This is a genomic window from Bartonella sp. AA2SXKL (genome assembly GCF_042197205.1).
GTDB lineage: Bacteria > Pseudomonadota > Alphaproteobacteria > Rhizobiales > Rhizobiaceae > Bartonella.
In genome coordinates, this window is the sequence record NZ_JBHIRN010000004.1 from 105,198 (window position 1) to 125,258 (window position 20,061).

Here is a 20,061-nt window from a genome sequence, read left to right on the forward strand (position 1 = left end):
AAAGACACGGTCAAAAAGGCACACATACCCTATTACGCAATCGATTGATCTGTTCTTTGGACGAGAAAATTATCACCATAATGGCTGATAGAGCCAGCGGCACTATAGAAGCAGCCAAACAAACGCTAAAGACAAAACAGCCCCTTTACGTTGATTGGGCGATGATCCAACGCCTATATGAAGGATGTAGAGAGCTTATAGCGTACGAAGTGCAATTCTTAACCAAAAACTCCGCCCTAGCAATACCCACTTATACTCCAGTTAATCCGTTACCCGCTGGACATCAAATGCCTCACCCCTCTGCTCCTCAAAATACATTTTGCTGCACTTACGCGCCGTATTCTTCCTTTGTAATTAAAAGAGCAGCACTCCTTTCCTCATTTAGGATCTCTGCCTACACAACGCAGCAACAGATGCGACCATATATGCAATCACGCCTTAGGGCCTGCATAGTAGAAAGCTTAGTTCGAGAGATTCATAAAGCCTATATTCCAATAAATTTTCCACCCAATCCACCTTTTAAAAGGGCGGCTTTATATAAACCGTTAGAGCAAGCTATGAAATCCTTAGGTGTATTAGAAATAATTGACGGTTTTTACCTCAGACCAATGTTGATTGACTTTTACTCGTACATATACGCAAGCGGTGCTACTCTTTTCTTAGATAGAAAGGACATAATCGTTACCATCTGACCTATTATTGTTTGAAAATAAAGAAAAAGTATCAGTGTAACTGATGATATTGAAGAGCTATCTCATTATGTAGCTGTACCTAATTACGGCATTGGGAAGCTAGACACGCAATCACCCATTTCTGCGTGCCTTCTGCATGATATTCATAAGATTTTATTACGCGGTAAACGCGGTACGTCCAAAAGCCTTAGCGAATTTCGCAAAGCACAAAATTAGCTTGGGGCGGTACGCAACTAAAGACAGCGTCATTCGTGCCGCCCACTCTTACCACAGCCACCACTCTCTCTACCACCATCCCCGCTTAGAATCGCGCCAACTCATCACCGGTGCCTCGTTAAACACCACACCAGTTTCAAGAGCGGTAAAATGCGCCTTGCCGCATTTAATCTTCAGCATTTCTTTAAGGCGCAAATCAAACTCGCTATTCGTTCCTTTTGTTTCCAGTACAAAATAAAGCTTTTGCGCGCCATCTCACTCTAAAAAAACCACCCAATCAAGCGTATAAGAACTAATGGGAGTGGCTATTTTAAAACTTCTTGGCAGTTTAAAAAACAATCTTATATCAGAGTCATTATCGAGATTTTGCGCAAACTCTTTCTCAATACGGCTCTCACAAATCTCATGATCATAAATACTTTTCTCATTGACCACCGTCGGCCCTATGATCGCCTTTTCCGACCTAATTTTACAGATGTAGAATCAATCTTATTATGATGCGCACATCCAGAGATTATTTTATCCTCTGCATTAGAACCAAAAACATGAACAATACGCAGAGGCTTCGGTAAGAAGGCCAACCGCTCAATCTCAACCTACACGAAAATGCATGTGCAGGCGAATGCCCTCCATAATATGCAATATTTCAAGCCCGTCCATAGTGGTACCCCTTTTAAAAATTGTGTCTATGGCTTATAATAATCTCCAAAATATACATTTAGCCCTTGTCTGAAATAGCTCAATTCTGGATTGATGAGAACGAAAACGCGCTGCGATAATCACGTTGTTCAGCCCTCATGACCGGCAAAAGGGCGCCAATATTCCTGTACCACCAACGACTAACTAACGGTATTTCTTATCATTTTTGATCATATCCTCCACCCTTATTATTTTAAAATTTATACATTTCATCAACAAGATGTGCGCAGCGAGCCCGTACATCTTCGCTGTTCAGTCTCCATGTACGGCCTGCATTCTCAGACACAAAATCATCTTTAGCCGAAGCAACTTGATATTGTAGAGCTTGTCTATAAAGCGTATGCACAACTGGTACCAAATATACACAGGGCAGTGCGCATTTTGGGTTATATTGTCATGAGAGAGATGACCAAAAACTTTATCCCAAAAGCATTATACTCTAAATTATCAAGAGCATTCTTCAATCCCCCTGAATAAGACCCGTGATAAACAGGGCTTGCAAGAATAACATCGTTAGCGTCTGCGATTGTTTTGACAAATGCATGCGTTTTAGCATCACAATGGTAATGACTTATAAAAACAACAACTTTTTTAAATGCCTCCTCAACGGCGTATGAATATAAGCACGTTTTTTCTCGTCATTTTTTAAGGTATTAAACTCTTCCAATCTACCGAACTTACTCTTAAATTGTAGCCGAATGATTTTAATAAACCCATATTATTTTAAAAACTCAACAAATAATATTGAGGCTACAATCAAAGACACTTCTTTTCAATATTAAGCAAGTTTTGTAACCTATATTGTTATCTCCATAGAAGTAAAACAGCCTCTATGGACGATGAGTAGCTAAGCCTTCACAGCTAGTGCTTTACAAGCGCTTTTATAACACTCACTCTGCCCCAAATATAGGATTGCATTTTATTAAATAACCCACGCGCATATAATTAAAGAGAGAAACGATTAAGCTTGCACCAATCATGCCAAGCCAATAGCCAATAAAGTCATATTCAAAAAAATGCGCCATTAGTGCTCCCCCAAATAGGCCTAACCCCCAATAACTTATTGCTACAACAATTGTTGACCAAAACGTATCAAGCAAGCCCACAAGTATGCCATTGAGCATAGCACCTAAAGTGCCAAAAGCAAAAGACAATAAAATGAACGGAAGCAACTTCCAAGAGAAAACAACAACGCGTTCTGAAGAAATATTAAAGATGGTTGTAAGGATGAATCCATAAGAGAGATAAACAATCCCTGATAAAAACAAGACATAAGCTACAGCAAAAACAGTGACACTCATACGCAGCTGTTTTAGAGCCATATTATTCCTATCTGCTCTATACCACGCTGCTATTGTCGCGGCTGCGCTGGAAATCCCCAAAGCCACCACAGAAATAAGCATATCGAGACGCATCCCTATCGTATGCGCGGCCAAAGATTCGACCCCATAAGCCGTAATCATGAATGCAATGAACGAAGGAAAGCCCTCCGCAATAAGAATACGTATACCAATGGGTAGCCCTACTCGCAGCAATTTTATTATTCGTGAAATCTCTAACTTTGGTCTCAAATAATTAAAGCGAAAAGAATGAAAAGCAGAATTGCGGGACAAAATTATTGCTGCTGCAATAACAATTAAAATACGGATCAAACTGCTCGCAATTCCTGCACCAAAGACACCTAATCCGCTTACAGAACCTATACCAAAAATAAGCGGCCAAGAGATAAGAAAATTCACAAGGATAGCCGCAAGCATAACCCAGGTTAACGGCTTTGGATTACCAATTGCTGACAGTAATCCCCGGCTATTCACATAAAGATAAAAAAACACCACCCCTATAGCAGCACCACTATTATATTCCTGCGCTATATTGGCAATTGTCCCATCTTGGCCGAGAAAACACAAAATATTTCTCGTGTTGAGTAAAATGATCGCACTCATCATTCCAATCACAAGGGAAAGCCATATTCCTTGATCAAACCATGCCTTCAATGCATATCTATCTTGTCTACGAAAACTTTCCGCAAGTTTTGGTGCAACCGCGGTAATAATACCTAGCCCAAACAACATAACAAAACTAAATATACTCAGAGCTAACATTGTACCACTCAAGACTTGCACGCCTAAATGCGCTACAAGCGCTGCATCTGTGAAGGAAATCATCATCTGAGAGATAAACCCAACAGCCAGTGGCATGCCAAGAGAGAGCAATTGCTTCATCACAACAAACATTGTGAAATACCCTTCCATATTGAAGGGCATATTAAGCTCGGATCTTTTAAACAAAACACATTGATTTTTTCCGTAAAGTCTTTCCATCACAAGTCTTGTGTAAAGGATGCATAATGAGAACGCATTAAGGTAAGAGGAGATGCCCAGTTCTTAAAAAAGAAGCGCAATGCCCCTTTATTGGTTTTTTGGACTTTATGCCATGCGTTTTTTTTGTACAATATTATGCCCCCAAGCAACTACAGTCATTGATAAAAGATCCTCAGCGAGCCGTTTGTTCGTCTTGTATATCCATTTTCAGTATTTTCAATAAAATTTTTTGGTACGGTTGGTGGGATTTGAACCTACGACCTCTGGTGCCACAAACCAGCGCTCTAACCAACTGAGCTACAACCGCATAAAATCAAATGTATCATAACTGTTCACGATTTCGTAAACATTTATTCTTTGCTTATGTGACATAAGGAAGATCAACAAAGTTTGCAAGCCCCTTTAAAAAAATCTCGCAATTTTTTGTGAAGAAAAAAGCGTTTTTTACAAAGGAAATTTTGCCCAATGCTCAAGACTATGATCACGATAGCCTTTTATGTTATCAACTCCATCTTGTTGCATCATCTGCAAAATCTCTTGCAGAATAGTTATGACAAGATTTGGACCTTCATAAACCATCCCACTATATAATTGAATCAAATCTGCACCAGCTTTTACTTTTTCCAAAGCAGTCTGTGCATCCTTTATACCGCCAACACCGATAATTGCAATCTCCTTCCCTAATTTTTGACGCATTTTTGCAAGCATAATAGTAGAACGCTCAAAGAGTGGACGTCCAGAAAGCCCACCCTCTTCATTACGGAAGTGACTATTGTTAAGACCTTGGCGTGAAAGAGTTGTGTTAGAAACAATGAGTCCATCAAAATCAGAAAGTTTTATTTCTTCAGCAACATCATCTAATTCTTTCTCTGATAAATCAGGAGAAATTTTTAAAAAAATGGGAATGGAGAATCCATGCTTGTTCTCTTGCTCATTTCGCGCTTGCGAAATTGCACTCAACAAAAGATGCAAACTGTCACGGGCCTGTAAATCACGTAAACCTGGTGTATTAGGAGAAGAAATATTAACCGTAAAATAATCAGCAACATCATAAAAATGAGCAATACCAACAGTATAATCATCAATCTTATCGACCGTATCCTTATTGGCTCCAATGTTGACTCCTATAACACCAGTTTTTTTACACGCATGCAATCTATTGTAAACAACTTGATGTCCGTCATTATTAAAGCCCATTCTATTAATAATCGCTTCATCTTCTTTTAAACGAAAAAGCCGTGGTTTAGGATTTCCAATCTGAGGCTTTGGTGTCACTGTCCCAATTTCAGTAAAACCAAATCCTAACCGAAAAATACCATCTACAACCTCTGCATTTTTATCAAACCCCGCTGCAAGACCAATAAAATTTTCAAACTCAAGACCAGCAACAGTTACACACAAACGTTTGTCGATAACCTTTTGACAACCATTTAATCCACTTTTCAGCCCAAGAATCGCTAAACCGTGTGCTTGCTCTGGATCCAACATAAATAAGGCAGAACGGCCAATACAACGAAAAAAACTCATCAATTCTTCTCCACAACATAAAAATGATCCATCGCACCTCACCTCTACCTTTTAACACAAAAGATTTCCAATCAAAGCAAGCATATTATCCAAATAATATTCCCCTTCTAGAAGAAAACTCATCACATAATAGCCATACATGTTTATATTGGTTATACTATGTAAAGAACTTTTTATTCTTAAAAAATGTTTCTCTTTTTCGACATTTTTTAAAGATTAAAATATGAATCCTAATCTTATAAAATTCAGCATGAATTGGAACATCAATGGCTCTTACCATAGTCATGGTTTTATGACGCCTTATGCAGGCACGCTCATAATTTTCTTAAAAATGCAGGCAAATTATCTCTATTCCCAAAGTTCCTTTGTGTAATATTGTTTTCAATAGAAACAAAGCTTGTTCTATAAAGCTATTTTTTCCTAGCATTTATAGGATACATAGTTCATAAAATCATCTAAATTCATACTATTGTTGCACTATTTATGAGCAACAGAATGTTCAATCAATTTGTACTCTATTGATAATCTGCGTTGTTTTCTTTGCCATTTCTGATGTATTAAATACAATTTTGCATCTATTAAGTGCTCTGCCTAACATATATTTTAAGTAATGACAGTTGATTATTGAACTCAAACATCATACCAACGACTTCCAAACCAAAATGATCTTGCAAACCCTAGAGCTCTGCTATTTATAAACTGATACAATCTTCCAGCAGATGAAATGTGTTTCTTCCATCCGAATTATCGCCATTTTAGCTCATGTAACCCAATACAAATAGCTTTTAGATAAGCCATAATGCCCTCCTAATTGCTATTATCGCTTACTAAATTAAGAGGAATTAAATTATAAGTTTTACTCCTGTCTCATCTATCTATTTCTTCTATCAGTGCTGAAATATATTTTTTATTCCTAAATTCTCTTTTTATGACAAAATGTTATGCTAATATATGTACTTCATTTGAAAAGCTTTCTGATAGCTCAACTTTCTACACTACTTATTTTGTGGTATTGTGTAAAAACCTCTCTTTTTAATGTTAACATAAAAATCTTGAGGCAATTATATAAATTAAGCTACAGTTTTCTACTTTCTGTTGAAAAAGCAGATATAGTTTTTATCAAAAAAGCTTTTTTCTAGGAAATATTCTATGTACATTCAAATAGAGCCCTAAAGCTCTTTATTAAACCTTATAAAGTTCTTTGAAAATAATATTAATATCGTAATATAATCCTAAAAATAAAATCTGCCCTTTCCTTTTTCATCAAAAGCGGTAAGTAAATTACCGTATATCGCTTATATAAAGGGGAAAATGCAATGCTTAAAGAATTCAAAGAATTTGCCCTAAAAGGTAATATGATTGATCTTGCTATCGGTGTGATTATAGGGGGTGCTTTTGGTAGCTTGGTCAACTCAATTGTCAATGATATTTTTATGCCAATCATTGGGCTGATTACAGGTGGGATTGATTTTTCTAATATGTTTATTCAACTTGCTGGCGAAAAACAAGCAACATTGAGTGCCGCCAAAGCAGCTGGAGCAACCATTAGCTATGGACACTTTATTACTTTACTTATCAATTTTCTCATTATTGCTTGGGTTCTTTTTTTATTCGTTAAGGCTATGAATAAAATTCGTAGAAAAGAAGAAGAAAGCCCCAAAAAAACGTCTTCAGAAGAACAACTTTTAACAGAAATTAGAGATCTTTTGGCTAAGAAAAAATAATTTTATGCAAGATTTACATCATGGAACACGAGGAAAAAACATTTCCACAGTTGTTCCATGATTGGGTTTTGAGAACAGTAAAAATTGTCCCCCTCTTTCTTCCACCATTGCTTTACACATTGGGAGGCCTAAACCTGTTCCCATAAAAGCGCTATCACCAGATCGTCCATCTTTGCGCTCTACTTGACCATAAGGTTGCAGTGCCTGTATAATCTCTTCTTCGTTCATCCCTATACCATTATCACTCACTGAAATTTTTACACGTTCTTTTCTATAAGAAACGTGAACAATAATCTGTCCACCCAAAGGTGTAAAACGAATAGCATTGGAAAGAAGATTCCATATAATCTGGCGAAACACTTGTTGTGATACAGGAATAAATGGAACGTGAGGTGGAGCAACAATACGCATGATAATGCCGTTCTGATTGGCTTGAGTTTCAAGAAAAGCTATCGTCGCACGTAAACAAGATATTACATCAAATGTTTCAGAAATAAGGGAAGAATCAATCTGGTTATCGGAACCAGAATAATTTATCTTCGAGCACTCTAGTAATTGATTAATCAGCAATAATATATGTTTTCCAGAGGAAATAATATCGCGTAAATATCCATGATAGCGCTCATTTTCTATCGAACCAAAACGGCCTTCTCTCATAATTTCTGCAAAACCAATAAGAGCATTCAAAGGTGTTCGTATTTCATGAACAACTCCAACGATTTTATCCTCTTCTGCTTTTTTTTCTCCTGATGGAACTGTTTGTGTCCTATCACGCAACATAACAGCATAATTGCCTTGCTTTACCAAAAATACAATCGTTATCAAAACGGTTATATTTTTATGATTTTTTGTCATTAAATCAGCGGTTTCACTGCGATTTAAAACCTGATTTTTTTCCTCCATACGGATTGATTTAAAATACTTTTCAACCAAAAGTCGGCTTTGCAAAGTAAATAATGAAGAGAATGGTTGTCCTCGTAGTTCATTTATTTCATAACCCATTAATGCTAAGGCTGCCCTACTCGCTGATTGAACAAAGCCCTCTTCATCCAACCATAAAACACCATCTGTTGCTGTATCCAACAATGATAAAACTGCAGCGGGCTCTTTTACGAGAGCTTGTTCTATAGCATTTACCGGCAATGTTTGTGCATATGGTAACTGAATAGCTGTTTCTTCAACTAAATTTTCTTCTTTTACCGATGAATTCAATTCATCACGCAATTGCTCTGCAATTTCACGAAAAGCTGAGCGTTCTATCTCCGTAAGACATGGCATTTCTGTTTCTAGCTTTTCATTTCTTTTTTCTTGGACTTTTTTTTGTATTTTTAAAACACCAAAGCCACGAAACCCCTTAAGCTGCTTTTTAACATCAAAAATTGGCAAAGCCGACAATTCAACATCAAGCCATTGTAAGCAACCATCAACAGGCCATTGAACAATCTCTTTACTCCAAGGCATAGCCGCTTCAATAAAACGACTGAGAACCAGATATCGATCATCATTAAATTGATGAGCAAGCTCATGAAAACTACACCCTAAAATAGAAGAAGAGAGAGGACCAACAACTTCAGCTAGCTCTTTTGAGACTTCACAAAACAAACCATTGTGATCGATTTCCCACGTAAAAGGCCGTGGCAAAAGCTCTGGTGTAAAACGAAAAGCTTCTTGCTGACATTTTAATTCATTTGTATTTAACTTTAACTCATCTGCTTTTAATGGCATAACTAAAACTAAAAAGTGTTGAATTTACTCTCAAATGAATAATGCTAATTTGTTTACAATTATCTATTCTGGTTAAAATAACTTGATATCTCATATCAATTGTCTGTAGCAAAATTTTGACTGTTTCATCAACAAAACAAGAATAAAAAGAAGCTTCCAGCTCTTGTTGCTTATTCACCCATTATGTAATAAATCTTGTTACAATAATGGTAACATCTCCCTCGCATAAATAGTACTCAAAAAGAATACACTTATTTTACACATTCATGCGCCTTTTTTGAAAAGATATCTCCCAAGATCCCCAAGCTTATTTTACGACGTCATCTGTAAATGGTGTAATGTAAAAGTCCCTATAGAGGATATCAAGGCATTGTGCATTACCATTTTTATACTTATAAAAGAGCTGGTTAGTACCATCATTATACTAATTTCAGCCCCTAATGTTACCAATAGTTCTCGGCATTTGAAGGCGTTCATAAGCAGCCTTTTTATTTTTTAACTTTTTTACTCCTACATTATTATGATACGCAAGAAAACGGTTTTAATTGTTTCAACAGAAACAGATTTGAAATGAGAAAATCTTACAATGTTTGAGACTTTTATTCACTGTGAATAATGATAAATTACTATAAATCAATATACTGCATTATCAAAATCTCTTTTTCAAATAAAGCTTCTCGTAAGAACATCTTTCTTGAGCCAATAATATCAAATGATAATAAATTCAGCGTGACGCTTTAAAGTATCCTATGCAACAGAACTTGCATATTGGGCATTTTTCTTATGATGCTCTCAATAATCTCCCAAAGATCTTTCTTTCATTAGAATCGCTACAAAAGAAAAAACAAAAAATATGCCACCGCACTATTTTATTAAAAAATTTCTCTGTAAAAAAGAGAACACAAATTATCTGTTTTCATATAAAGATTTGTTTAATTTCTTTATATTCCAGATCATTTAGAAATGTTAAAAACATCTCATAATCTCCTTTGATATCAGCTTGTTTACCTCATCAGAAGTCTTAATACAAAAGATCGCTTTTGCTTTATTACTCTCCATTTAAATTTTTAATATTATATAAAAAAATAAAACAAGCACATTTAAATAATGACTGTCAGATATTTTAAAAATTGCATATTTTTAAATGTGTTTGTTTATTTTCCTTCATTGAGTAGAATTTCACGTTTTCCAACATGATTAGCGGCTCCAACAATGCCTTTTTCTTCCATCCGCTCGACAAGAGAAGCTGCTTTATTATAGCCGATTGAAAGTCGGCGCTGAATATAAGATGTTGAACATTTTTTATCACGCATAACAATTTTTACAGCTTGGTTATAAAGTTCCTCACCCTCTTCATCAAAATTTTCTTCCTCAGAATTTCCAGCAGCTGAATCAGCAGAATTATCCTCTTTGTTATCGTCTTCATTATCTGTTACCGTTGCTAAATAATCAGGTTTACCTTGCATTTTTAGATGTGCAACGATGGATTCAACTTCTTCATCAGAAACAAAAGGTCCATGAACGCGCACAATGCGTCCACCACCTGCCATATGAAGCATATCCCCCTGACCTAAAAGTGTTTCAGCACCTTGTTCACCCAAGATCGTACGACTATCAATTTTTGATGTTACTTGAAAAGAAATGCGGGTAGGAAAGTTCGCTTTAATTGTACCTGTGATAACATCAACAGAAGGACGTTGCGTTGCCATAATAAGATGAATACCTGCCGCACGCGCCATTTGCGCTAAGCGCTGAATAGCATTCTCTATCTCTTTCCCTGCCACCATCATAAGATCAGCCATCTCATCAACAATCACAACAATATAAGGAAGCTGCGTGAGATCCATGGCTTCTTCATGATAAAGCATTTCCCCTGTTTCCTTATCAAAACCCGACTGAACAGTACACATGATTGTTTCGCCTTTTTGAGCTGCAAGTGCAACGCGTGCATTAAAACCATCAATATTACGCACACCCAACTTAGCCATTTTACGATAACGCTCTTCCATTTCACGAACCGCCCATTTTAAAGCTGTTACTGCTTTTTTGGGATCTGTGACAACGGGTGTTAAAAGATGTGGAATGCCATCATAAACAGAGAGCTCTAACATTTTAGGATCAACCATGATCAAACGACACTGCTTTGGTGTCATACGATAAAGAATCGACAAAATCATTGTATTAATTGCAACAGACTTGCCTGATCCTGTTGTTCCTGCAACCAATAAATGAGGCATTTTTGCTAATTCTGCAATGACCGGTTCACCATTAATCCCCTTCCCCAAAGCAAGAGCAAGTTTAAATTCACTTTCACGAAAAGAACGTGTTTGGATTAATTCCCGTAAATAAACGGTTTCACGAACCGCATTGGGTAACTCAATCCCGATAACATTCCGTCCAGGAATTACAGCAACGCGTGTAGAAATAGCAGACATAGAACGCGCAATATCATCAGAAAGATTAATAACGCGTGATGATTTTACACCCGCAGCGGGTTCAAATTCATACATTGTTACCACTGGCCCTGGATGAACATGGATAACTTCACCCTTAATGCCAAAATCTTCCAAAACACTTTCCAAAAGTCCAGCACCACGTTCTAATGTTTCTTGAGGAATCATCGTACCTTCATGAAAAACAGGTTCCTGTAATAAGTTGATCGGAGGAAATTCATAAACATCACAGTCAATAGATTGAATATTTTGCATAAAAGCAGAATCATAATTACCTAATGGCATACGAGTAGATTGCAATGTTTTAGTTTTACTGTTTGCTTGCACCACAGAAAAATCTTTTGAATTCTTTATGACGGCTTTGTTTATACAATCAACAGTATTATTGGCGACAATATTATTGGTATTTTCAGTCTCTATACTAGCCCCTGCATCACTTAACGCCCCTGTATTACTTAACGTATGAGCAAAATCTTCAACAGAAAGCTTAGAATGACACTCTTTAGTAGTATCATTATTTGTATGCATTAAATCAGAAATTTTCTCAACACCTCGCATCCTTTCCGCTGGAGATTCTGATGTAATTGAATCATAGAGTTGTGGAAAGCGGTATTCAAGAACACGGTAAAGAGCCGTTATTGACTCATCAAAGGCTGTGGGAATATCCGGTGTAATTTCATTTGTCGTGTCAATTGATGTTCCATCCTCTTTTGATGTTTGAGTCTCCACATGTTCAAATATCAAAGATTCACACTCAAAAAATGCATCGTCGGAAAGATGCAACGCAGGTTTTATTTTTTGTAGCACATTTTCCACTTGTAATTTATGTTCTTGTTTATCCTCCTCAAGTGGAATATTTGCTGACGGCATATGAATAGCTTGTCGTGACAACTGCTTCAGAACCGTTGAATGACAAACTGATGTTTTATTCTCTATTGATTGAGGATTAATGACTTTTTTTGTCGAAAGAATATTTGTTGTTTTCTTGTTACAACGTACAATATCTGTATCTGTAATTTTTTTTTGATCTTGCTTCGTAAAAATTTTAAACTGTTTTGCAAAAACTGGATCTGTTTCTATACGACGACGCAAAATCTCAACTTCTGGGGTTCTCGTGAAACGGACGTTTTTTCCGAGGGCAAATGCCTTTTTCCACACTTCCGGATAAGGAAATATCTCAGTAATCTTAACAGATAAATCTTCTCTTGATGCACCTTTTGTACCATCATCAGAAAAAGAAGACGTAGAAATAGATTTTGTTTTCGAATTATGCATGGCACCCAACAAATTTATAGCAATGAGAAAAATAACCTTTTCAAAAAGAATTCGTAGAAACTATCATACGAAGGTTAATAACCTTTTGCTGATGGTTACTTTTTAATGAAAAAAATAATGCCATAATGCATATTCATAATCTGCCTTTTGCATATTTACGATATAAATTGCCCAGTTTATGGTGTCATAGAGCTCGTATTTCATTTGTTTTGAAGAAAACTTCATGATAAAAAAGCTTCAAGAAAATTGTCTATGCCTCTCTTTCTCTCCCTTTTCATAAAAGAAACTAGTCTCAATAATACAATAAGCATTGCTCTATTGAATTCTCCATGCTCAATTATCACGATATAATCTAATTTCTCACGTTTTTATAAGATTATCCTTGTTATCCTCGTTTAAAAAGGCTTAGACTAAGACAATCATAATTACATAAATATAAATAGAAAAAAGGGAGTGAATTATGTTTAATAAACGGAAATTTTATATCAATGGTCTATGGGATGAGCCAAGCACTCCTCACGATTTTGACGTCATTAATCCATCAACAGAGGAGGCTTGTGCTGTCATTAGCCTTGGAAGTACAAAAGATGCTGATAAAGCAATTAATGCGGCTAAAGAAGCCTTTCAAAAATGGAAAACAACGTCACCAAATGAGCGTCTTGGATTTGTTGAAAAAATTCTAGAGATCTACGAAAAACGTTCCAAAGACATGGCAAAAACCATTTCAATGGAAATGGGAGCACCAATTGATATGGCGCTTAATGCGCAAACTGCAACCGGAAGTTCCCATATTCGCAATTTTATCGAAGCTTATAAAGAGTTTTCGTTCCAAGAAACTTTAATAAAGGGAAATGAGCAAGCAATCCTTCACTACGATCCTATCGGCGTCGTAGGATTAATTACGCCATGGAATTGGCCCATGAATCAAGTAACTCTTAAAGTTATTCCTGCTCTCTTGGCTGGCTGTACCATGGTGTTAAAGCCCTCTGAAATTGCGCCTCTTTCTGCTATGCTTTTTGCTGAATTTTTAGATGAAGCCGCACTTCCAGCCGGTGTTTTTAATTTAATCAATGGTGATGGTGCGACTGTCGGCTCTTACCTCTCTGCACATTCAGATTTAGAAATGATCAGCTTTACTGGTTCAACTAGAGCAGGAAAAGATATTTCTAAAAATGCCAGCGCTACTTTAAAAAGAGTCTGTCTGGAACTTGGGGGAAAAGGAGCGAATATTATCTTTGCTGATGCCGACTCAGATGCTGTTCAACGTGGTGCACGACATTGCTTTTATAATAGTGGACAAAGTTGTAATGCACCAACTCGTATGCTTGTGGAACAGAGCATCTATGACAAAGCCGTGAAAATAGCCAAAGATATTGCAGAAACAACAAAAGTAGGACCAAACTGCCAAGAAGGAAATCATATTGGGCCCGTTGTTTCAAAAAAACAATATGATAAAATTCAAGATCTTATCCAATCGGGAATTGATGAAGGTGCAACTCTTGTTGCAGGCGGGACTGGTTTACCGAAAGGAATGGAACGCGGTTATTATGTCCGTCCAACAGTCTTTGCTGATGTAAAACCTCATATGCGTATTTTTAAAGAAGAAATCTTTGGTCCAGTTCTCTCGATTCTTTCTTTTAGTACAGAAGAAGAAGCCATCGCTTTAGCGAATGAGACTGAGTATGGTCTTACAAACTATATTCAATCGCAAGATCGCAACAAATGTCGTCGTATTGCGGCACAAGTACGCTCTGGTATGGTAGAAGTTAATGGACATGGATTACCCAGTGGAAGCTACTTTGGAGGTGTAAAATTTTCTGGGCGCGCTCGTGAAGGAGGACATTGGGGAATTAAAGAATTTCTCGATAGTAAAGCAATTTCGTACTGGTAAAATCTTATTAAAAACTTAATAGGAATCGTATGGTAATACAGAAAATAACGGATGAAGGTGCTCTTGGGCAACGTCTTGATCAGTGGCTCGCAAAACAATATCATGATGTGCTCTCACGTTCGCGTTTGCAAACTCTCATCCGTGAAGGCTGTCTTAAAATTGATGGTCAATTCATAAAGGAACCCAAAATAAAATTAAAACCTAACCAAATAATTGAATTGGAAATGCCGGACCTTCGTGATGCAGAACCTAGCGCTGAAGCCATTGCATTGGACATTCTTTTTGAAGATGATCATGTCATTGTTATTAACAAACCAGCTGGTCTTGTTGTTCATCCTGGGAATGGCAATTGGACCGGTACATTGGTTAATGCCCTTATTTACCACTGTGGGAATAGTTTATCTGGTATAGGTGGTGTTAAACGCCCTGGTATTGTCCATCGTCTTGATAAAAATACAAGCGGTGTTATGGTTATTGCAAAAAATGATCTAGCTCATAAAAGTCTCAGTGCTCAATTTTCTGATCATGGACGTACCTGCGCATTAGATCGACGCTACCATGCCTTGATTTGGGGAACACCTCAGCGCAATGTCTGGACAATTGATGCATCACTTGGCCGTTCGCCCCATAACCGGACAAAGCAAGCTGTCATCCATAACCAAAACCCTTATGCTCGTCATGCTGTTACACATGTTTCTCTGCTTGAAAAATATGGCTCTCATGCAGACTCAACATCTTTTGCTAGCCTTCTGGAATGTCGCTTGGAAACTGGACGCACCCATCAAATCCGTGTTCATATGACTCATATTGGGCATCCACTCATAGGCGATACAGTTTATGGAAACGCTTTTAAAACAAAATCAAACACATTCAACTCCACTATTAGAAATGCAATCGATCAATTCAACCGACATGCACTCCATGCTGCAAGTCTTACTTTTGAACATCCTTCTACCGGTAAAGTTATGTCGTTTTCCGCACCACTGCCTCAAGATATGGCTAAACTTATTAAACTTTTAAAAAAAATGAATTGAAACTTTTCCCCTTCTCAAGATTTCACAATAAAATATCTTTTTTTGAACAAAATTGAAAAATATGCTAGAGTGAGGTTATGAGGATAGTTAGCTATCTAAAACATAGAATTTGCCTTATCAGGGAATTCAAACAAAAGGAGGGTGCTATATGGCCCATATGAATTTATTATCAGTAATGACAGGTGATGGTGCTTTAAACCGTTACTTGGAAGAAGTGCGTCGTTTTCCAATGCTTGAGCCAAAAGAAGAATATATGTTAGCTCAGCGTTACCGTGAGCATAATGATCTAAAAGCTGCGCATAGGCTAGTAACCAGCCATTTGCGTCTCGTAGCTAAAATCGCGATGGGATATCGGGGCTACGGACTTCCCATTGGGGAAGTCATTTCAGAAGGCAATGTTGGACTCATGCAAGCTGTTAAACGTTTCGAACCAGAGCGGGGTTTTCGTCTTGCAACCTATGCAATATGGTGGATTAAAGCATCAATCCAAGAATATGTATTGCGCTCTTGGAGTTTGGTGAAAATGGGGACAACAGCTAATCAAAAGCGTTTGTTTTTCAACCTTCGTAAGTTAAAAAGTAAACTTCAAGCACTTGATAGTGGCGATCTCAATGCAGAACAAGTGAAAAAAATTGCAATCCAGTTGAATGTCACAGAAGATGAAGTTGTATCAATGAATCGTAGGCTTGGTGGTGACACTTCACTCAACGCACCAATTCGAACAAAAGAAGGGGAAAACAGTGAGTTGCAAGATTGGTTGGTGGATGAATCTAACGATCAAGAACAAATTTTAATTGAAAAAAGTGAATTAGAAAATCGCCGTTCCATGCTCATAAATGCCATGGACAATCTCAATGAACGCGAAAAGCGTATATTTAAAGCGCGTCGTTTAAACGATGTACCACTAACCCTAGAAGAACTCTCTGGTGAATTTAATATTAGTCGAGAACGAGTAAGACAAATTGAAATGCGTGCATTTGAAAAAGTGCAAAACTCTATCAAAGATTCTACTTTATCTCAAAGTCAAGTATAAAACCTAGAGTTAAGTATAAAGCCAATGGTTTGCACATTCTTTAAATGTGAAAATGAAAAAAAGCATGCCTTGGCTTTATACTTGTAAATCAGCCTATAGAATTCTTTAAGTTATTGATATGTAAAGCTTTATTTAATATATTTGGTATATAATTGATAAAGACGGTCGTAGAAAATTCTTCACAGCCGTTTATTTTTTTGCATCTATGTTTTATTTTTTTGACCAAGAACTGTTAACTTATCTTGTTGTGCAAGCCATTGTCCAATAACTTCATTAAAAATAGACTTACCTGTTGGTCCTTTTGCAAAGGTTAATTCACTTATACGCCCGTTTTTATCCGTTAACACCAAACGCATCCAATCTAATTCTCGCATCAATTGTAAATTTCGATCAAGAAATGGATGATTTCCACTCAATGCGACAAGAAAAAAGTCATCGTTAATCTTTGCAGCAATGGTTCTTGTTAAAGCCTGTCCAATGGATTGTTCACTTGCTTTAAAGGTTAATGCTTGAACATTGCTTATAGCTTTACCTGAAAATTTATCAGAAAGAATAAAAACAAGGTCCATAATATATGCAGCAGGAAATGACTGATCGGTATTACGACGTAAAATTAACCGTAATGATACCCCTTCATCAGGAATTGTTATATCACCTTGTATAGTTGTTTCTTCTGGAGCCCCCTTCACTTGAGACTCTTTTATAAGCGTCCAGCGAGCACTTCCCGTTGCTATCTTTTCTGCATCATAATTTGTACGTGCTTGATAGAAAACAGCTTCACCTGATTTTTCAAGCGATTGCAAATTGCTATCAACAACTGTTGAGAGTACTTCTTCATCCGAAGAATCTATCGCTTGTTTTAAACCAACATCAATTTCACTTCCATCCTCTAATAAGCGTTGTGTTAACTTTCTCTTAATTGGAAATGCCTTTGGTACTCTGTGAGAAGCTTGAAGATTTTCTTCTAAAAACTGATGATCATTTGATACAAATACACGCTCACCAACAAAAAAAATACCAACAAGTAAAACAACAAAACTAACAACAGAAACAGCACTTATCACAATACGCCTTTGCACTAACGATTTATTAGCACGACGTAAAGCCTGAGAAAAAATGTGCGAAACAATATGCGGATTATCTTCCTGCGAAGGAGAAATCTTTAACACACTGCTATTAACATGCTGAGAAGGCACATCAGCCTCCATATTAACAGGTTCTGCATCTGGTATATCTGATACACAAAGCTCAACAAATACCTTGTTATCCTTTGAACGTGTAACAAAATCTTGCTTTCTTTTTATGTTTACCTCTGACAATTCATTATTTTTTGGTAATATAGTTTTTTTTGTATATTTCTTATCTTCATTTATATTTGTGGGATTCCACCCAATAACTGAAGAAAGCCGTTTCTTTTCAACTGCTAAATATTCTCCTTCAACAGTTGCAATAGAACTTTGAAGAATCTTTCTTTGTTCATCCGCTATTGCTTGTGGTATTTTTGCTGTTACAAATTGATGTTCTAGTGTTTCGGTAGCCCGCTTATAAATCCGCTTACGCACTTGTGGTGTAATATTATTTTGTGCATTAATTGTCTTTTTTAAGATTCCAACGAAATCTACCATTTCCTCTATAATCTCTCTTAAACTGAGAAAAAATCAATAGTAAAGCCAAAAAACTTTATTTTAGCCTTCTAAATTGGTTGCCATTTAATATTGGTACAACTATTGCAATAATGTAAAATGAATATGAAAAATAAACAATGCTATTTTGCACCTTTCTTTTACGTGCTCTTAAAAACTTTTTTTGTAAAAAGATACAAAAACGAACAGAGAGCATATATAGAAATCTAAAAACAATAATCAATTAACAAAGGGATCCGTAATAAGAATAGTATCTTCACGCTCTGGACTTGTGGATAATAAAGCCACTTTTGTATTAATCAGTTCTTCAATATAGCGTATATATTTAATAGCCTGCACTGGTAAATCTTCCCACCTCAATGCATGTGCTGTTTCTTCCTTCCAACCTTCTAATGTTGCATAAATAGGCTTCACCCGATCCTGAGCTCCCATGGAAGAAGGTAAATAATCAATCCTTTTACCATCAAGCTCATAACCAATACAAATTTTTATTTCATCCAAACCATCTAAAACATCAAGTTTTGTCAATGCTATACCTTGAACACCGCAAATTGTTACCATCTGACGTACTAAGACAGCATCAAACCAACCACATCGACGCTTTCGACCCGTTACAACACCAAATTCATGTCCACGCACTCCTAGAAATTCACCAATATCATTTATCTGCTCTGTCGGGAACGGCCCTTCTCCAACACGTGTAGTATAAGCTTTTGCAATACCCAAAACATAATGAATTGCATCAGGTCCCATCCCCGAACCTGTACATGCTTGCCCAGCAACTGTATTAGATGACGTTACATAAGGATAAGTTCCAAAATCATTATCTAATAAAGCACCTTGCGCACCTTCAAAAAGAATGTGTTTCCCTCCTCGATAACCTTCATCTAAAAGACGCCACGTACAATCCATAAAGGGCAAAATTTTATCCGCAACTTGCATCAATTCATCATAAAGTGCTCGAGAATCAATCTCTGAAACACCCATCCCACGACGCAAAGCATTATGATGCCTCAAAAGCCGCTCAATCTTAGCCATAAGTGTATCTTTTTCTGCTAAATCCATCACTCGGATAGCACGACGTCCCACCTTATCTTCATAAGCCGGTCCAATACCGCGCTTTGTTGTACCAATCTTTAAACCAGATAAACCGCTTTCTCGAATTGCATCAAGATCACGATGCAAAGAAAGAATCAAAGGAGCATTTTCAGCAATACGCAAAATTTCTGGTGTGATTTTTACACCCTGATTACATAGTTTTTTTACTTCTGCAACAAAATGATGAGGGTCAACAACAACACCATTACCAATAATTGATAACTTGCCACGCACTAAACCAGACGGTAAAAGTGATAATTTATAACTGACTCCATCAACAACCAATGTATGGCCAGCATTATGCCCCCCCTGATATCTCACCACGATATCTGCTCGCTCAGACAACCAATCTACAATTTTACCTTTGCCTTCATCACCCCATTGTGTACCGACAACAACTACATTGGCCATAACTTTCTCCGTCGTGTTTGGTCAAAAAAACCAGCATTCAAAAACAAACTCTTCTTTATAACGAAACCTTAAAGCAAGTGCGACTCCTCATTTCAGATTTTTCTCAATCTTCAAGTGATTAAATTTTCAAATTTATGATAATAAAGATAAGCAAATACCCAAATATTTTAAATCTGTCATTTTGCTACAAAAAGTAAAAACATTAGAGATTTTAATTTGTGCGTATCCAACACCTGACAAAGCATTCATTCCCCGTCTTAATCTTTTACAATTCATGTAATATTTAGAGGCTGTTTGTCTGATACAAGAATATGAAAGA

General features: G+C 36.8%; 13 protein-coding genes, 1 tRNA gene and 1 pseudogene. 5 read left to right on the forward strand and 10 right to left on the reverse strand.

Annotated features, from left to right (window positions below):
* Positions 1 to 80: 80 nt before the first annotated feature.
* Positions 81 to 692, forward strand: coding sequence for a hypothetical protein (locus ACFINS_RS04250; RefSeq protein WP_375650680.1), 612 nt, complete (start codon positions 81 to 83; stop codon positions 690 to 692).
* Between the two features lie 285 nt (positions 693 to 977).
* Here ACFINS_RS04250 and ACFINS_RS04255 read toward each other — a convergent pair.
* The 6 genes and pseudogenes from ACFINS_RS04255 to ACFINS_RS04280 form a co-directional block, all read right to left on the reverse strand.
* Positions 978 to 1,343: pseudogene (locus ACFINS_RS04255) on the reverse strand (hypothetical protein).
* A 457-nt stretch (positions 1,344 to 1,800) separates the two neighbouring features.
* The gene (locus ACFINS_RS04260; RefSeq protein ID WP_375650676.1) at positions 1,801 to 1,953 is read right to left on the reverse strand and encodes a hypothetical protein; all 153 of its coding nucleotides are present in this window, start codon (positions 1,951 to 1,953) and stop codon (positions 1,801 to 1,803) included.
* A 40-nt stretch (positions 1,954 to 1,993) separates the two neighbouring features.
* Positions 1,994 to 2,182, reverse strand: a complete 189-nt coding sequence (locus ACFINS_RS04265; protein WP_375612108.1) for an NADPH-dependent FMN reductase — start codon at positions 2,180 to 2,182, stop codon at positions 1,994 to 1,996.
* 315 nt (positions 2,183 to 2,497) lie between these two features.
* Positions 2,498 to 3,841 carry an MATE family efflux transporter gene (locus ACFINS_RS04270; protein ID WP_375650673.1) on the reverse strand — a complete coding sequence of 448 codons (1,344 nt, stop codon included), beginning with the start codon at positions 3,839 to 3,841 and terminating at the stop codon, positions 2,498 to 2,500.
* Between the two features lie 317 nt (positions 3,842 to 4,158).
* Positions 4,159 to 4,235: transfer RNA gene (locus tag ACFINS_RS04275), tRNA-His, on the reverse strand.
* Positions 4,236 to 4,372: 137 nt separating this feature from the next.
* Positions 4,373 to 5,455, reverse strand: coding sequence for a quinone-dependent dihydroorotate dehydrogenase (locus tag ACFINS_RS04280; RefSeq protein ID WP_375705920.1), 1,083 nt, complete (start codon positions 5,453 to 5,455; stop codon positions 4,373 to 4,375).
* 1,316 nt (positions 5,456 to 6,771) lie between these two features.
* Here ACFINS_RS04280 and mscL point away from each other — a divergent pair.
* A complete protein-coding gene (gene mscL / locus ACFINS_RS04285) occupies positions 6,772 to 7,179 on the forward strand; it encodes a large conductance mechanosensitive channel protein MscL (RefSeq protein ID WP_026500234.1) in 408 nt (135 codons plus the stop codon).
* Positions 7,180 to 7,197: 18 nt separating this feature from the next.
* On the opposite strand, the gene ACFINS_RS04290 is transcribed toward mscL, so the two are convergent.
* Together ACFINS_RS04290 and ACFINS_RS04295 are read right to left on the reverse strand one after the other, a co-directional pair.
* On the reverse strand, positions 7,198 to 8,904 hold the full coding sequence (locus tag ACFINS_RS04290; RefSeq protein ID WP_375650666.1) for an ATP-binding protein: 1,707 nt from the start codon (positions 8,902 to 8,904) through the stop codon (positions 7,198 to 7,200).
* 1,154 nt (positions 8,905 to 10,058) lie between these two features.
* Positions 10,059 to 12,632: a DNA translocase FtsK gene (locus ACFINS_RS04295; RefSeq protein WP_375650662.1), complete on the reverse strand. Its 2,574-nt coding sequence runs from the start codon at positions 12,630 to 12,632 to the stop codon at positions 10,059 to 10,061.
* A gap of 460 nt (positions 12,633 to 13,092) precedes the next feature.
* Here ACFINS_RS04295 and ACFINS_RS04300 point away from each other — a divergent pair, with 460 nt between their 5' ends.
* The 3 genes from ACFINS_RS04300 (at position 13,093) to rpoH (ending at position 16,590) form a co-directional block, all read left to right on the forward strand.
* Positions 13,093 to 14,523, forward strand: a complete 1,431-nt coding sequence (locus ACFINS_RS04300) for an aldehyde dehydrogenase family protein (RefSeq protein WP_375612058.1) — start codon at positions 13,093 to 13,095, stop codon at positions 14,521 to 14,523.
* A 29-nt stretch (positions 14,524 to 14,552) separates the two neighbouring features.
* Positions 14,553 to 15,557 carry an RluA family pseudouridine synthase gene (locus tag ACFINS_RS04305; RefSeq protein WP_375612057.1) on the forward strand — a complete coding sequence of 335 codons (1,005 nt, stop codon included), beginning with the start codon at positions 14,553 to 14,555 and terminating at the stop codon, positions 15,555 to 15,557.
* 148 nt (positions 15,558 to 15,705) lie between these two features.
* Complete coding sequence (gene rpoH, locus ACFINS_RS04310) at positions 15,706 to 16,590, forward strand: RNA polymerase sigma factor RpoH (protein ID WP_375612056.1); 885 nt, start codon at positions 15,706 to 15,708, stop codon at positions 16,588 to 16,590.
* A 203-nt stretch (positions 16,591 to 16,793) separates the two neighbouring features.
* On the opposite strand, the gene ACFINS_RS04315 is transcribed toward rpoH, so the two are convergent.
* The gene (locus ACFINS_RS04315) at positions 16,794 to 18,215 is read right to left on the reverse strand and encodes a hypothetical protein (RefSeq protein WP_375612055.1); all 1,422 of its coding nucleotides are present in this window, start codon (positions 18,213 to 18,215) and stop codon (positions 16,794 to 16,796) included.
* A gap of 237 nt (positions 18,216 to 18,452) precedes the next feature.
* On the reverse strand, positions 18,453 to 19,742 hold the full coding sequence (locus ACFINS_RS04320; RefSeq protein ID WP_375612054.1) for an adenylosuccinate synthase: 1,290 nt from the start codon (positions 19,740 to 19,742) through the stop codon (positions 18,453 to 18,455).
* Positions 19,743 to 20,061 lie beyond the last annotated feature (319 nt).

Coding starts and splice junctions, on each gene's coding strand:
- ACFINS_RS04250 (WP_375650680.1), top strand. CDS start 81: ATGGCTGATAGAGCCAGCGGCACTATAGAAGCAGCCAAACAAACGCTA.
- ACFINS_RS04270 (WP_375650673.1), bottom strand. CDS start 3,841: ATGTTTGTTGTGATGAAGCAATTGCTCTCTCTTGGCATGCCACTGGCT.
- ACFINS_RS04280 (WP_375705920.1), bottom strand. CDS start 5,455: ATGAGTTTTTTTCGTTGTATTGGCCGTTCTGCCTTATTTATGTTGGAT.
- mscL (WP_026500234.1), top strand. CDS start 6,772: ATGCTTAAAGAATTCAAAGAATTTGCCCTAAAAGGTAATATGATTGAT.
- ACFINS_RS04290 (WP_375650666.1), bottom strand. CDS start 8,904: ATGCCATTAAAAGCAGATGAGTTAAAGTTAAATACAAATGAATTAAAA.
- ACFINS_RS04295 (WP_375650662.1), bottom strand. CDS start 12,632: ATGCATAATTCGAAAACAAAATCTATTTCTACGTCTTCTTTTTCTGAT.
- ACFINS_RS04300 (WP_375612058.1), top strand. CDS start 13,093: ATGTTTAATAAACGGAAATTTTATATCAATGGTCTATGGGATGAGCCA.
- ACFINS_RS04305 (WP_375612057.1), top strand. CDS start 14,553: ATGGTAATACAGAAAATAACGGATGAAGGTGCTCTTGGGCAACGTCTT.
- rpoH (WP_375612056.1), top strand. CDS start 15,706: ATGGCCCATATGAATTTATTATCAGTAATGACAGGTGATGGTGCTTTA.
- ACFINS_RS04315 (WP_375612055.1), bottom strand. CDS start 18,215: ATGGTAGATTTCGTTGGAATCTTAAAAAAGACAATTAATGCACAAAAT.
- ACFINS_RS04320 (WP_375612054.1), bottom strand. CDS start 19,742: ATGGCCAATGTAGTTGTTGTCGGTACACAATGGGGTGATGAAGGCAAA.